This window comes from Streptomyces sp. NPDC054961 (assembly GCF_053609145.1).
Genome location: NZ_JBSGWY010000011.1, coordinates 80584 through 93803, shown reverse-complemented (window position 1 = coordinate 93803; position 13220 = coordinate 80584). Strand labels below are relative to the sequence as shown.

Sequence of the window (13220 nt, the reverse complement as noted above, 5' to 3'; positions counted from 1 at the left end):
GCGCCCGGGAATTGCTCCTCCCGGGCGCTTTCAGTCCGTCACGCCTTGGCCTACACCGAGACGGAACCGCTGGTGGAAGCGGTCTGACGGAACAGCCACTCCGACTTCAGTTCCGCGTAACCCGGCTTGATGACCTCGTTGATCATGGCCAGCCGTTCATCGAAAGGAATGAACGCGGACTTCATCGCATTGACCGTGAACCACTGCATGTCCTCCAGCGAGTAGCCGAAGGTGTCCACGAGGTGCTCGAATTCACGGCTCATGCTGGTGCCGCTCATCAGCCGGTTGTCGGTGTTGACCGTCAGCCTGAAGTGCAGCTTCCGCAGCAGGCCGATCGGGTGCTCGGCGTAGGAGAGCGCCGCGCCCGTCTGCAGGTTCGACGTGGGGCACATCTCCAGGGGGATGCGCTTGTCCCGGACGTACGAGGCCAGGCGGCCCAGCGTCACGGAACCGTCCTCGGCGACCTCGATGTCATCGATGATCTTCACGCCGTGCCCGAGCCGGTCGGCGCCGCACCACTGCAGGGCCTGCCAGATCGACGGCAGACCGAAGGCCTCGCCCGCGTGGATGGTGAAGTGGTTGTTCTCGCGCTTGAGGTACTCGAAGGCGTCGAGGTGGCGGGTGGGAGGGAACCCGGCCTCGGCGCCGGCGATGTCGAAGCCGACGACGCCCTTGTCGCGGTAGCGGTTGGCCAGCTCCGCGATCTCCAGCGCGCGGGCCGCGTGCCGCATCGCCGTGAGCAGCGCGCCGACGCGGATGCGGTTTCCGTTGGTCCGCGCGCGGCGCTCGCCCTCGCGGAAGCCCTCGTTGACCGCCTCGACGACCTCTTCGAGGGTCAGGCCGGCCTCGAGGTGCTGCTCGGGCGCGTAGCGGATCTCGGCGTAGACGACGCCGTCCTCGGCCAGGTCCTGGGCACACTCGGAGGCCACCCGGAAGAGGGCCTCCTTCGTCTGCATGACGGCGCAGGTGTGCGCGAACGTCTCCAGGTAGCGCGGGAGGGAGCCGGAGTCGGCGGCTTCCCGGAACCAGACGCCGAGCTTGTCGGCCTCGGTCTCGGGAAGGTTCTCGTAGCCGACCTTGTGCGCCAGCTCGATGATGGTCCCGGGGCGCAGTCCACCGTCGAGGTGGTCGTGCAGGAGCACCTTCGGGGAGCGGCGGATCTGATCCGGTGTGGGCAGGTTGGGGGTCTCGCTCGTCATCTGGGCACTCTAGCTCCTACGCGCGTAGAGCGCTGTTAACGGAACCCTGCCGAAATGAACCCGATATGCGGGACGCCGGCCGCCGCCCGCCCGGAGGCGCGGTCGCCCTCGGCGCGCGCAGCGGGGTCCCCGGCCCGCGCCGCCCCGTGAACCTGCGGCTCACCGGGCCTTCCCCGCCCGCTCGCGGGCCGTCTCCCGCCGGTGCCCGGCCGCCTTCCGCCGCGGCTTCACCGCCGGCCCCCGGGCCTCCCGGCGTTCCGGCGTCCCACCCGAACGAGGGTCCCGCTTCCGGCCGTTCGCGGGCCGAGTCGGCCCCGAAGACAACGACGACTGCGCGAACGGGTGACGTGGGCCCCGGCGTCTGAGACTGTTTCGCCATGGCACAGCATGCACCCCCGGCGCGCGGGGCCCGCTTGGGGCGGGCGGCCGGCGCGACCGGCTCGGTCTCTACTGTCAGCGGTGTGGTCCTCCTGCTTCCCGGAGCGTCCAGACTCTCCCCCGGTCCGGTGCGTCCACTGGCGCGGGCCCTGGCCCGCGCGGGGGCGGCGGACGGACTGGTCGCCCACCAGGTCATCCACGGCGGGGGCGCCCGCGAGGAGGACGCCGCGTGGGCGGCGGACGAGGTGGTCCGCCGGTACGGGGACGTACCGGTCTGCCTGGCCGGCTACGACGCGGGAGGCACGGCGGCCCTCGCGGCGGGCGGCCACGAGGCGGTCAACTCCGTTCTCGCGCTGGCCCCTTCGCTGACGTATGCGTCCGCGCTCGACTCCCCCGAACCGGTGCGACAGCTCTCGGGCCGCCAGGTGCTGATCGTGCACGGCACCAACGACGCGCGCAGCGACCCGGAGCTGTCCTTCCGGCTGGCGACGCGGGCGAAGAAGGCCAACCGCACGACCTGCCGGTTCGAGGTGCACTCCGACGGGCACGGGCTGCGCGATCACCAGGCCGAAGTCGTGGCGCTGTCCGTGGACTTCGTCCTGGGTTCGGTGTTCAGCGGCCCCTACTCCCGGCCGGTCACCGACGCGCTCGCGGCTCCGCCCCCGCTGGGCCTGCGGATGCCGCTGGCCTCCGGCTACGGGCGCTCGCGGCGCTAGGCCGCCTCTTCCGGATCTTGCCGGGCCCGCGGTGTCCGGCCCGCCCTGCCCGGACGCTCCGCACCCACGGTCCCTCCGGCACCGCACCCCGGGCACATCGCGATCCGGCCACTGGGCCACGAGAGGCTGATGGTGCGGCCAGGCCGGAGGGCGCAGACCGCGCCGCGCCTCCGGGGGGGCCGGTGCCGCCGTGCGGCTCGCGTTCGCGCGGGCGGCCCGAGGCCAGGGGCGTGGGTGCTCGGCATCGGGCGGGCGCCTCGCTTGTCCCTTCCCCAGGGGCAGAGGGCACAGTGGCCGTGTGCAAGAGGAATGGATCACCATCGGGGAGCTCGCGGTCAGGACCAGGCTCAGCCCCAAGGCCCTGCGGCTCTACGGAGACCGGGGGCTGCTGCCGCCCGCCCAAGTCGATTCGCGGACCAGGTTCCGCCACTACGGCCCCGCCCAGGTCGAACGAGCCCGCCGCATCGCGCTGCTGCGCGCCACTGGCATGCCGCTGGCGCGGATCGCGGCGGTGCTCGACTCGAGCGGCGAGGAGGAGTCCGTACGACTGCTCGACGCGTACCGGCGAGAACAGGACTCCGCACACGCGGCCCGCCGGGAGGCGGTGGGCTACGCCATGGAAGTGCTCACCGGAAGGAGCCCGACCCTGTACGAGATCACCGAGCGCGACGTGCCCGAGCAGAAGGTTGTCTTCACCCAGCGCCACGTGACCGCCGCCGGCCTGCCCGCATTCCTCGCGGAGGCGAGCGAACTGCTCTTCTCCCACCTGCGGCAGGCAGGAGCGTGCCTGTCCGGACCTGTTTTCGCCGTCTACCACGGCCTGGTGAGCGAGGACTCCGACGGCCCCGTCGAGGTCTGCGCCCCGACCCGGAACGAGGCCGGACCGGCGGGTCGGGTCGGCCTGCGCATCGAGCCCGCGCATCGAGAGGCGTACACCGCCCTGACGAAGCGGCACGACGGCTACCCGGCGATGGCTCCTGCCCACGACGCGGTCGGCGCATGGCTCGCCGAGCGCGGGTACGCCCGCAGCGCCTCCAACCGGGAGGTGTACTACCCGAGCTGGGCGACCGCCGAACCGGGCGAACACGTGGCGGACGTCGCCGTGCCGTTTCGCTGACGCGGCGGCCCATGGGCATCCCCCGAGCCGCCACCGGATGACGAAACCTGGCGGAAGACCTTCCGCCGGACCGGGCGCCAGGCTCCGGCTCTCAGCACTCGCTGTCCAGCAGGCCCAAGGGACAGCCCTCCACGCCCTGCCGGCCTTTTCCTCGGCTTCGGCGCGCTCGCGCGCGTACAGATGCACCAGTGCGTGAAGTCGGAATCTGCCAGATGACGCTCTCCCGGGCCCCGTCATCCGCCGGGCGGTCCGGACCCCGACCCGGTCCGGGCGCGGTCCGGCGGACGCGGCCTCGGGCGTCGGGCCGGTCGGAGCGGCTCGGGCGGCGGTCAGCCGCGCGGGCCGGCCGGGCCTGCCGCGCCGTCCCCTCACGGCCGGATGGCGCGGCGGCTCCGGCGCGACCACCAGAGGCATGCGCACCCGCACGACGGGCGCGACACCATGACGGCGAAGCGCGGACTCGGGACGCCCGCGCCCTCCCCCGAGAACGCCGTGTCACCACTGTGCCGGTTCGGCATATGCTCGCGAAGATCGAAGGGCATCGTCTTGGTGCCTTGCAGGAACACGAGGGGTTTACGAAACGGGGCAGGCCGGGACGATATGGATATGCCAGCGGACGAAGCGGACCAACTGAGCCCCGTTGCCCGACGCCTGTACGGGTACGCGGCCGAGCGGCGCGCCTTCTCCGAGGCGGAGGCCGCCGAACTGCTGGGCGACCCGGCCGCCGTGGCCGCGGCCATCGCCGAGCTGGCGGAGGCCCATCTGCTCCAGCCCCGCCCGAACGCCACGGCCGGGGCCACGGCAGGGCCCACGGCCGACCGCGCGCCCGGGGCCGCGGCCGACGCCCCCGCGGGCGGCCCGGCCGAGGTCCCGCCGCCGCAGCGCTGGAGCGCGGTGTCCCCGCGGACCGCCGCCGCCCGCACGCTGGCCCCGCTGGCCCTGCAGGTGCGCGAGACCCATGACGAGATGGACCGCCTGCGCGCCCGCCTCGAGGCACTGGTCCCGCAGTACGAGGCCGGCTCCGCGCACCGCGACCGCGACGGGGTGGAGAGCCTGGAGCTGATCACCGACCGGGGCGTGCTGGAGGACCTGCTCCGCGGGTTCGCCGCGTCGGCCGAGTGCGAGATATTGACCTGCCATCCGGGCGGCGGCCGGCCGCCGGCGATCCTCGCGGAAGCGGTCCTGCGCGACGAGAAGATGCTGGCCCGCGGCGTGCGGCTGCGCACGATCTACCAGCACACCGCCCGCTACTCCCATGCGACGGCCGCGTACGTGGAGCGGGTGACCGCCCTCGGCTCGCAGGTCCGTACCGTCGGCGACGGCCTGATGCGGATGATCCTCGTCGACCGGCACACCGGCCTGATGGAGGTCCACGACGACGAGAAGGCGGCGCTGCTGGTGCGCGATCCGAGCGTCGTCCGCTTCATGGTGCAGGCCTTCGAGCGCTCCTGGGCCGAGGCCGATCCCTTCACCACCACCATCGGCCCGGACCGGGCCCGCTCCATCTCCGAGGAGCTCCGCCAGACCATCGTGCGCCTGCTCGCGGAGGGCATGGAGGACAAGGTCATCGCGAGGAGGCTCGGCATGTCCGAGCGGACCTGCCAGCGCCACATCGCCGAGATCATGCGCGCGGTGGGCGCCAAGTCCCGCTTCCAGGCGGGGTTCCTGCTGTCGGCGGCGGCCGGAGCCCCGCTCACGCGCCCGGCTGAAGCTCCGGAATGAGCCGTCCCCGGCGGGAGAGCAGGAACCGCTTGAACTCCGCCACCGGCGGCGTGTCCGGATGCCCGTCGAGCCAGGCCACCCCGATCTCGCGGACCGCGCGCGGAGCCGTGACCGTCAGCTCGACGACCCCCGGCCGGGCCACGGCGGGCGGCGGCAGCAGCGCCACGCCGAGCCCGGCCGCGACGAGCCCGCGCAAGGTCTCGGCCTCCTCGCCCTCGAAGGCGACCCGGGGCGTGAACCCGGCCTCCGCGCACAGGTCGTCGGTGATGCGGCGCAGTCCGTAGCCGGGCTCCAGGGTGACGAAGGTTTCCTCCGCGGCCTCGGCGAGGCGGATCCGCTTGCGGGCGGCGAGGCGGTGGTCGTCGGGGACCACCAGGCGCAGCCGCTGCTCGTCGAGGCGGCGGGCCACCAGGTCGGGGGCGTCGGGCAGCGGCGAGGTCAGGCAGAGGTCGAGCTCGCCGGCCCGGAGCCGCTCCAGCATCGCTTCGCCGTAGTTCTGGACCAGGGAGAACCTGACCCCCGGATGGTCGGCCCGGAAGGCGCGGATCAGCCCCGGCACGGTCTCGGAGCCCAGGGTGTGCAGGAAGCCGAAGGCGACCTTCCCGAAGGAGGGGTCCGCGTCCTGCTGTACGGAGCCGGCGGCGCAGGCGATCTCGGCCAGCGAGCGCTCGGCGGAGGCGAGGAAGGTCCGGCCGGCGGTGGTGAGGGCGACGCTGCGGCCCTTGCGGGCGAACAGCGTGACGCCCAGGTCCTGTTCGAGCCGGACCATGGCCCGCGACAGGGTGGACTGGGGAACGCCCAGCTCGTGCGCGGCGCGGGTGACGTGCTCGTGCCGGGCCACGGCGGCGAACTGCGCGAGGCGAGGGGCCAGGGCGTATGTCACGGCCATGTCTTCTTCGTAACGGCTCATCGATAGGCACCCATCTGACCTCTGCTGATGCACGGACGGATCGATTATCGCGATGTTGTGCATTGGACGCATGAAAAGGACGGCTCTACCGTCGTAGACATGCCTCCCGCTCATACCGGGGCGCCCACCACCGTGGGTGCCTCTCTCCCGCCGTCCCCTGCCGCACCCGAGACCCCCGCGGCCGAGACGTCCGCGACCGTGACGTCCGTGTCCGCCCCCGAACCGCACGCGCCCGGCCGCCCCGGCTACCGCCGCATGAGCCTCGCGCTGTTCGCCGCCGGACTGGCCACCTTCGCCCTCCTCTACTCCACCCAGGCCCTGCTGCCCGCGATCTCCGACGGCTTCGGCGTGACGGCGGGTCAGGCCAGCTGGACGGTCTCGGCCGCCACCGGCGCCCTCGCCCTGTTCGTGCTGCCGCTCAGCGCGCTGTCCGAGCGGTTCGGCCGGACCCGGATGATGACCTGGTCGATGGTGGTGGCCGTGGGCGTCGGCCTCCTCGTCCCCTTCGCACCGAACCTGGAGTGGCTGACCGCGCTGCGCGCGGTCCAGGGCGCCGCGATCGCCGGCATCCCGGCCTCCGCGATGGCCTACCTCGCGGAAGAGGTCAAGCCGAAGGCGCTGGTCGCCGCGATCGGACTGTTCGTCGCGGGCAACTCCATCGGCGGCATGAGCGGCCGCATCGTCACCGGCTGGGCGGCCCAGGCCTGGGGCTGGCGCGGCGGGCTGCTGACCGTAGCCCTGATGTCCCTGGCCTGCGCGGTGGCCTTCCTGGTCCTCCTCCCCCGGGCCCGTTTCTTCCGGGCGGCGTCGCTGAACCCGCGCGCGGTGGGACGTACCGTCTCCGGTCACCTGCGCGATCCGCTGCTGCTGCGGCTGTACGGGATCGGCGCGCTGTTCATGACCGTGTTCGGCGCGGTCTACACCGTCATCGGTTACCGCCTGGTGGACGAGTTCTCCCTCGGCCAGGGCATCGTCGGCTCGGTCTTCCTCGTCTACCTGGTCGGCACGGTCTCCTCGGCGGCCGCCGGACAGCTCGTCGCCCGCACCGGCCGGCGCGGGGCGCTGTACCTGGCGGTGACCACGACGGCCCTGGGCCTGTTCCTGTCCCTCGCGGACTCGATCACCGCGATCGTGCTGGGTCTGGTCCTGATCACGGCGGGCTTCTTCTCGGGCCACGCGGTGGCCTCGGCGGCGGTGAGCCGCACGGCGAAGACGGGCCGTGCGCAGGCCTCGGCGCTCTACCAGTCGGCGTACTACATCGGCTCCAGCGCCGGCGGCACGCTCGGCGCCCTCGCCTACCACTCGGCGGGCTGGGCGGCCACGGTCACCCTCGCGCTGCTCGCGGTCGCGGGCGTCGTCTCGATCACCCTGTACGGCTCCCACGCGGCCCGCACGGCCCACGCGGCGGCACTGCCGGCCCGCTGACGGGTACTGGCCCCGCGGGGCCGGGTACGCGGCAGACGGGCGGCGGGTACGCGGCCGGTGCCCCGGGGAAGGCGGATGGCATGATCGCCGGTCATGCCCATAGTCAACTTTCACCTGATCCTCGGTGACACGGTCAGCATGATCTGTCCGGCCCGCGTCGTGGAGGACCGCGCCGACGGAGCCGGGGGCCTGCTGCTGTGGATCGCCCCGGGCACCCCGGTCTGGCGCGCCGCCCTCCCGCCGGGCGCGCACCTGCGGGACCTGCCGCCGGGCGGCTCGTACCCGCTGCGGCCGAGCCGGTGGCGGCGCGGGGGCGCGCTGATCCTCCAGCCGGCCGGGGCCGGGCACGCGGTGTGGTGGACGTTCACCGAGGAGCAGGAGTTCCGCGGCTGGTACGTCAACCTGGAGTCCCGTCGGCGCGAGGGCGCGGACGTCCACGTCACGGATCAGGAGCTGGACATCACGGTGGCCCCGGATCGCGCGTGGGCCTGGAAGGACGAGGAGTCCTTCGCCGAGAAGACCGGCCACCCCGTGTACTGGACGGCGGCCGAGGCCGCCGGGATCCGTGCGGAGGGGGTGCGCGTCACGGAGCTCGTCGAAACGGCCACCTACCCCTTCGACGGCACGTGGTGCGATTTCCGCCCGCCCGCCTCCTGGGCCCTCCCGGAACTCCCGGAGCTGCCCCTGGGATCGGTGACCGCACCCTCGGGGGTGCTGCTCCTGGGCACGGCGGGCTGGAACGGTCACCGGCCGGACGGGGGCCCGCCCCGGTCGGAGCGGGCCGTCGCCGCGGCGGCGGCCGGCGGCGGTCACCTCCACGACGGCGAGGCAGACGCGCCCGCGTCGTGGGGATACGAGGCCGTCGCCGTCCCGGCCGCCGCCGGCCGGCCGCTGCCCGTACGGGCCCGGACCTCCCCCTCCCCCTTCGACGGCAGGCCGGTGGTCTCGGTCCTCGAGGTCTCCCTCGGCCTTCCCTGGGACCGCGCGGCCCACGGGGACGGGCCCGTGGTGCTCGGCGGCCTCCCCGTCGACCGCTGCGGCACGGTCCTGGGCGACGCCCTGGCGCTGGAGGGCTTCGAGGGGCTGGACGGCGAGTCCGCGGACGGGCCGGCCGCCCGCTTGCGGCGCGCGGGCCGGGACCACGCGCTGCGGGCCGGTGCCGTCGAGCTCGGCGGCTGCCGGGTGCTGGGCCTCGGCTGGGACGGCGGGGACCACTCGATGCGGCACCGCGGGGAGCGGGCGTACGGGCGGGTCCACCCCGTCACGCTGGAGGAGCGCGCGGGCGAGAGCGTCCTGCGCTGGAGCATCGCGCCGTACGAAACGGAAGAAGGGGCCTGACGTGTCGCCGGCCCACGCGTACCGGGTGACCAAGTACGACCCCGCCGACCGGGCCCCGGACGGGACCTATCACGGTCCGCTGGACACCGACAGCGACCACGGTCCGGTCGACGCCGCGTACCTGGCGGCCGTCCGGGCGTTCGCCGAGGAGAGCGGGGTCGAGCGGCTCGCCGTGCGGGACCCGGGGATCGGCGGCGGCTCCCTGCCCTTCCGTCCGGGCCCGGCGGCGCGGGAGCACCCCCTGGAGGGCCTGTTCCCCGCGGACCTGACGGGTTTCCACGACGGCGCGGTCGTCGCGCTGCCGCTCGCGCTGGAACTCCTGCGCCGCATGCTCGGCGGCAGCAGCGTCTGGTGCGGCCTGGAGACGGAGGACGGCTTCGCCGTGGAGACCGGCTGGGACCAGTACGTCTACGTCACCACCCGCGCCCCCTGCCCGGGCGCCGTGGCCCGCACCCGGGAGCTGGGGCTCTTCGCGGAGCCGGTCGGGGCCTCGCCGTACGATCCCGGGTGCGGAGCTGACGCGCCTGCTCGCCGGTGCCCGGGCCGCCTCCCTGCTGCCGATCTGCTCAGGCGAACGCCGCGCCGCGCAGGGGCGGGTCGCGTGCCGGGCTGCGGGTGTCAGACCCCTCGGGTAGGTTCCCGTTATCGGTAACTACCAGGGGGATCAGCGGACATGACGGAAAGCACCGACCTCGGACCGGAGCTGGACGAGGCGCTCGGCCGGTACCGGGTCGAGCTCACCGGCTACTGCTACCGCATGCTCGGATCCTCCTTCGACGCCGAGGACGCGGTGCAGGACACGTACGTCCGCGCCTGGCGCAGCTTCGCCACGTTCGAAGGCCGCTCCTCGCTGCGGTCCTGGCTGTACCGGATCGCGACGAACGTCTGCCTGGACCTGCTGAGCGCGGGGAACAAGCGGGCCCGCCCCATGGACCTCACCTCCCCGCAGCACCAGGCCTCCGCCGTCCTCAACGAGCGGCCCGAGGTGACCTGGCTGGAGCCGGTCCCGGACGGGCGGGTGCTGCCGCAGACCGCCGATCCGGCGGAGATGGCGCTGGCCAAGGAATCCGTGCGGCTCGCCTTCGTGGCGGCCCTCCAGCACCTGCCGGCCAAGCAGCGGGCGGTGCTCATCCTGCGCGAGGTCCTCGCCTGGAAGGCCGACGAGGTGGCCACGCTGCTGGACACCACGGTCGCGTCGGTGAACAGCGCGCTCCAGCGGGCCCGGGCCACGCTCGCCGCCACCCGGATCCGCGAGAGCGAGGCCGCGGACCCGCTGGACGGCGACCAGGCCAAGCTGCTGGAGCAGTACCTCTCCGCCTTCGAGGCGTACGACATCACCCGCCTCACCACCCTCCTGCACGAGGACGCGGTGCTGTCGATGCCGCCGTTCGACCTGTGGCTGCGGGGTCACGAGGACATCGCCGCCTGGCACCTCAACCAGGGCATCGGCTGCAAGGGCTCCCGCCTGCTCCCGACCACGGCGAACGGCATGCCGGCCTTCGGCCAGTACCGGCCGCGCGAGGACGGGCGGCCGGGCTGGACCCCGTGGGCGCTGCAGGTGCTGGAGGTCTCAGGCGGGAAGATCGTCGGGCTCAACGCGTTCCTGGACACCTCCCGGTGGTTCCCGCTCTTCGGCCTCCCCGAGCAGCTCGAGGAGTCCTACGAGGTGCAGCAGGGCGCGTAGCGGGGGCGCGGCCCGCACCCGGAAGGGGACGCCGAGGCGCCGGGCGGTCAGGGCCGCGCGAGCGAGGGCCTGGACGGTCGCGAGGGTGGGTGCTGCGACCGCGGTCGCCTCGCACACCAGCCCGTCGGGCCCGTCCCGGCACAGCGCGGACACCCGCGCGCACAGCTCGGCCGTATCCGGCTCCGGCCCTTCCAGGGTCAGGGTTCTGGTCTCCACGTGGGGAAGACCCCCGGCCCCGCCGGAACTCATCGGTGGGGCCGGAAGGAGCCGCTCACGGCCTGGGGAAGGCGAAGGTGTCGAGGGTCAGGTCGAACGGCGCGGGCAGGTGCAGGGCCTCGCCGAACTTGGCCGCCGACAGGACGCGGTACTTCCCGTCGCAGGGCTCGCCGTACAGGTGGATGGTGGGACTGCCGGTCGCGTGCGGGTCGATGAGGAGGTAGAGCGGGACACCCGCGGCGGCATAGCCCTTGAGTTTGCCGACGCGGTCGTTGACGGCGTTCGACCTCGAGGTGATCTCCACGACGAGCTCTGCGGCAGCTGCGGGGACGAAGTTCTCCCCTTTGGTGACCTCCGCCCTCGGTACGACCGCGAGGTCCGGGATGTAGAGGCCGCTGCGGCTCGGGACGGCCAGGTTCAGGGTCTGGAAGACCTCCCAGTCGTCAGGAATCGCCTTGTACAGGCGCCGCTGCACCGACACAGCGATCAGGTTGTGGTTGTTGACGAGCGGTGGTGCCACGGTGATGATCCCCTCGATGATCTCCACCTTGCAGCCCTCCGGCACGCCCATCTCCTCCCAGAGACGGACGACCGAGTCCCAGTCGTCACCGCTCGGGGGCTGGTGCTCGACTGCGAGTGCGCTCATGGTGTGCTCCTCACTCGGTTCGTCACCGATCCCAGCATGCAGAACGGGACCGGTGGGCGTCCACCGGTCCCGTTCACCCGAAGGGGAAGCCGCAGGTCAGGCGATGCGGTCCAGGACGATCGGCGTGGCGGAGTAGGACGTGCCCGCCGCCGCGATGTCGAAGGTGCCGTCCAGCGCCGCGAGGGCGTAGCCGAACTTCTCCGGGGTGTCCGTGTGCAGGGTCATCAGGGGCTGGCCCGCCGTGACCGTGTCGCCCGGCTTCGCGTGCAGCTCGATGCCCGCGCCCGCCTGGACCGGGTCCTCCTTGCGGGCGCGGCCGGCGCCCAGGCGCCAGGCGCCGACGCCCACCCCGTACGCGTCGAGGCGGGTCAGGACGCCCGAGGCGGTCGCCGTGACCACGTGCTGCTCGCGGGCCACGGGCAGGGCCGCGTCCGGGTCGCCGCCCTGGGCCGAGATCATCCGGCGCCACACGTCCATCGCGGAGCCGTCGGCCAGGGCCTTCGCCGGGTCGGCGTCCTTGATGCCCGCCGCGTCCAGCATCTCCCGGGCCAGGGCCAGGGTCAGCTCGACCACGTCCGAGGGGCCGCCGCCCGCCAGGACCTCCACGGACTCGCGGATCTCCAGCGCGTTGCCGGCGGTGAGGCCGAGCGGGGTGGACATGTCGGTGAGCAGCGCGACCGTCTTGACGCCCGAGTCGGTGCCCAGGCCCACCATGGTCCGCGCCAGCTCGCGCGCGTCCTCGATGTTCTTCATGAACGCGCCGGTGCCGACCTTCACGTCCAGGACGAGCGAGCCGGTACCCTCGGCGATCTTCTTCGACATGATCGAGGAGGCGATCAGCGGGATCGCCTCGACGGTGCCGGTGACGTCGCGCAGCGCGTAGAGCTTCTTGTCCGCCGGGGCGAGCCCGTCGCCCGCCGCGCAGATCACGGCGCCGGTGGTGTCGAGGACGTGCAGCATCTCCTCGTTGGAGAGCAGGGCGCGCCAGCCGGGGATGGACTCGAGCTTGTCCAGGGTGCCGCCGGTGTGGCCGAGGCCGCGGCCCGAGAGCTGCGGGACGGCCGCGCCGCAGGCGGCGACGAGCGGGGCCAGCGGCAGGGTGATCTTGTCGCCGACGCCGCCGGTGGAGTGCTTGTCCGCGGTGGGGCGGGAGAGGGAGTCGAAGTTCATGCGCTCGCCGCTCGCGATCATCGCGGCGGTCCAGCGGGCGATCTCGGCCCGGTTCATGCCGTTCAGCAGGATGGCCATCGCCAGTGCCGACATCTGCTCGTCGGCGACCACGCCGCGCGTGTACGCGTCGATGACCCAGTCGATCTGCTCGGGGCTCAGTTCGCCGCGGTCCCGCTTGGTGCGGATGACGGAGATGACGTCCATGGAAGTGCTTCCTTCTACGCGCATAGAGATGAGGAGAGGGGTTCCCGGTGGGGAAGGACGGCGGCCCCCCGCCCGGCAGGGCGGAGGGCCGTCACCACGGTTATCTCAAATGGTCCGGCCCGAAGGCCTGGGGCAGCATCGCGGAGAGCGGCAGGACGCCCTGCGGTGTTTCCACCTGCAGTTCGGCGCCGCCGAACTCGAACAGCAGCTGCCGGCAGCGGCCGCAGGGGACGAGGATCTCGCCCTTGCCGTCCACGCACGTGAAGTGCGTCAGCCGGCCGCCGCCCGTGGCCTGGAGGGAGGAGACCAGACCGCATTCGGCGCACAGGCCGAGGCCGTAGCTCGCGTTCTCGACGTTGCAGCCGACCACGGTGCGGCCGTCGTCGACCAGCGCCGCCACGCCGACCGGGAAGCCCGAGTACGGGGCGTACGCGCGGGACATGGCGTCCCGGGCGGCCTCGCGCAGGGCGTCCCAGTCGGCAGTGGTGCTCATGG

The 13220-nt window shown here is 73.3% G+C and carries 12 protein-coding genes; 7 read left to right on the top strand and 5 right to left on the bottom strand.

Annotated elements, in window-relative coordinates; all coding sequences use genetic code 11:
* Nucleotides 1–50: 50 nt before the first annotated feature.
* On the bottom strand, nucleotides 51–1199 hold the full coding sequence (locus ACWF9Z_RS13425; RefSeq protein ID WP_453601295.1) for an adenosine deaminase: 1149 nt from the start codon (nucleotides 1197–1199) through the stop codon (nucleotides 51–53).
* Nucleotides 1200–1576: 377 nt separating this feature from the next.
* On the opposite strand from ACWF9Z_RS13425, the gene ACWF9Z_RS13420 reads away from it, so the two are divergent.
* From ACWF9Z_RS13420 to ACWF9Z_RS13410, 3 genes are all read left to right on the top strand, one after another.
* On the top strand, nucleotides 1577–2293 hold the full coding sequence (locus tag ACWF9Z_RS13420) for an alpha/beta hydrolase (RefSeq protein ID WP_453601293.1): 717 nt from the start codon (nucleotides 1577–1579) through the stop codon (nucleotides 2291–2293).
* Between the two features lie 298 nt (nucleotides 2294–2591).
* Nucleotides 2592–3410, top strand: a complete 819-nt coding sequence (locus tag ACWF9Z_RS13415) for a MerR family transcriptional regulator (protein WP_453601290.1) — start codon at nucleotides 2592–2594, stop codon at nucleotides 3408–3410.
* Between the two features lie 606 nt (nucleotides 3411–4016).
* Complete coding sequence (locus tag ACWF9Z_RS13410; protein ID WP_453601288.1) at nucleotides 4017–5132, top strand: LuxR C-terminal-related transcriptional regulator; 1116 nt, start codon at nucleotides 4017–4019, stop codon at nucleotides 5130–5132.
* Here ACWF9Z_RS13410 and ACWF9Z_RS13405 read toward each other — a convergent pair.
* Nucleotides 5104–6042, bottom strand: a complete 939-nt coding sequence (locus ACWF9Z_RS13405; protein ID WP_453601286.1) for a LysR family transcriptional regulator — start codon at nucleotides 6040–6042, stop codon at nucleotides 5104–5106. The two genes, ACWF9Z_RS13410 and ACWF9Z_RS13405, sit on opposite strands and share 29 nt — an antisense overlap.
* 99 nt (nucleotides 6043–6141) lie before the next feature.
* Between ACWF9Z_RS13405 and ACWF9Z_RS13400 the strand changes: the two genes are divergently transcribed.
* The 4 genes from ACWF9Z_RS13400 (at nucleotide 6142) to ACWF9Z_RS13385 (ending at nucleotide 10489) form a co-directional block, all read left to right on the top strand.
* Nucleotides 6142–7467 carry an MFS transporter gene (locus tag ACWF9Z_RS13400; RefSeq protein WP_453601283.1) on the top strand — a complete coding sequence of 442 codons (1326 nt, stop codon included), beginning with the start codon at nucleotides 6142–6144 and terminating at the stop codon, nucleotides 7465–7467.
* 93 nt (nucleotides 7468–7560) lie between these two features.
* A complete protein-coding gene (locus tag ACWF9Z_RS13395; RefSeq protein WP_453601281.1) occupies nucleotides 7561–8805 on the top strand; it encodes a DUF402 domain-containing protein in 1245 nt (414 codons plus the stop codon).
* Nucleotide 8806: 1 nt separating this feature from the next.
* Nucleotides 8807–9457 carry a hypothetical protein gene (locus ACWF9Z_RS13390; protein ID WP_453601279.1) on the top strand — a complete coding sequence of 217 codons (651 nt, stop codon included), beginning with the start codon at nucleotides 8807–8809 and terminating at the stop codon, nucleotides 9455–9457.
* Between the two features lie 21 nt (nucleotides 9458–9478).
* Nucleotides 9479–10489 carry a sigma-70 family RNA polymerase sigma factor gene (locus ACWF9Z_RS13385; RefSeq protein ID WP_453601276.1) on the top strand — a complete coding sequence of 337 codons (1011 nt, stop codon included), beginning with the start codon at nucleotides 9479–9481 and terminating at the stop codon, nucleotides 10487–10489.
* A gap of 271 nt (nucleotides 10490–10760) precedes the next feature.
* Here the strand turns inward: ACWF9Z_RS13385 and ACWF9Z_RS13380 are convergent, their stop codons facing one another.
* From ACWF9Z_RS13380 to ACWF9Z_RS13370, 3 genes are all read right to left on the bottom strand, one after another.
* Complete coding sequence (locus ACWF9Z_RS13380; RefSeq protein WP_453601274.1) at nucleotides 10761–11351, bottom strand: Uma2 family endonuclease; 591 nt, start codon at nucleotides 11349–11351, stop codon at nucleotides 10761–10763.
* A gap of 96 nt (nucleotides 11352–11447) precedes the next feature.
* Nucleotides 11448–12725, bottom strand: coding sequence for a thymidine phosphorylase (locus tag ACWF9Z_RS13375; protein ID WP_453601271.1), 1278 nt, complete (start codon nucleotides 12723–12725; stop codon nucleotides 11448–11450).
* Nucleotides 12726–12825: 100 nt separating this feature from the next.
* Entirely contained in the window at nucleotides 12826–13218 is a 393-nt protein-coding gene (locus ACWF9Z_RS13370) for a cytidine deaminase (RefSeq protein WP_453601268.1), read from the bottom strand.
* Nucleotides 13219–13220: the final 2 nt, after the last annotated feature.

Bases quoted from the DNA above. Each gene is read 5' to 3' on its own strand.
- ACWF9Z_RS13410 (WP_453601288.1), top strand. From the start codon at position 4,017: ATGCCAGCGGACGAAGCGGACCAACTGAGCCCCGTTGCCCGACGCCTG.
- ACWF9Z_RS13420 (WP_453601293.1), top strand. From the start codon at position 1,577: ATGGCACAGCATGCACCCCCGGCGCGCGGGGCCCGCTTGGGGCGGGCG.
- ACWF9Z_RS13385 (WP_453601276.1), top strand. From the start codon at position 9,479: ATGACGGAAAGCACCGACCTCGGACCGGAGCTGGACGAGGCGCTCGGC.
- ACWF9Z_RS13395 (WP_453601281.1), top strand. From the start codon at position 7,561: ATGCCCATAGTCAACTTTCACCTGATCCTCGGTGACACGGTCAGCATG.
- ACWF9Z_RS13425 (WP_453601295.1), bottom strand. From the start codon at position 1,199: ATGACGAGCGAGACCCCCAACCTGCCCACACCGGATCAGATCCGCCGC.
- ACWF9Z_RS13380 (WP_453601274.1), bottom strand. From the start codon at position 11,351: ATGAGCGCACTCGCAGTCGAGCACCAGCCCCCGAGCGGTGACGACTGG.
- ACWF9Z_RS13370 (WP_453601268.1), bottom strand. From the start codon at position 13,218: ATGAGCACCACTGCCGACTGGGACGCCCTGCGCGAGGCCGCCCGGGAC.
- ACWF9Z_RS13375 (WP_453601271.1), bottom strand. From the start codon at position 12,725: ATGGACGTCATCTCCGTCATCCGCACCAAGCGGGACCGCGGCGAACTG.
- ACWF9Z_RS13405 (WP_453601286.1), bottom strand. From the start codon at position 6,042: ATGAGCCGTTACGAAGAAGACATGGCCGTGACATACGCCCTGGCCCCT.
- ACWF9Z_RS13400 (WP_453601283.1), top strand. From the start codon at position 6,142: ATGCCTCCCGCTCATACCGGGGCGCCCACCACCGTGGGTGCCTCTCTC.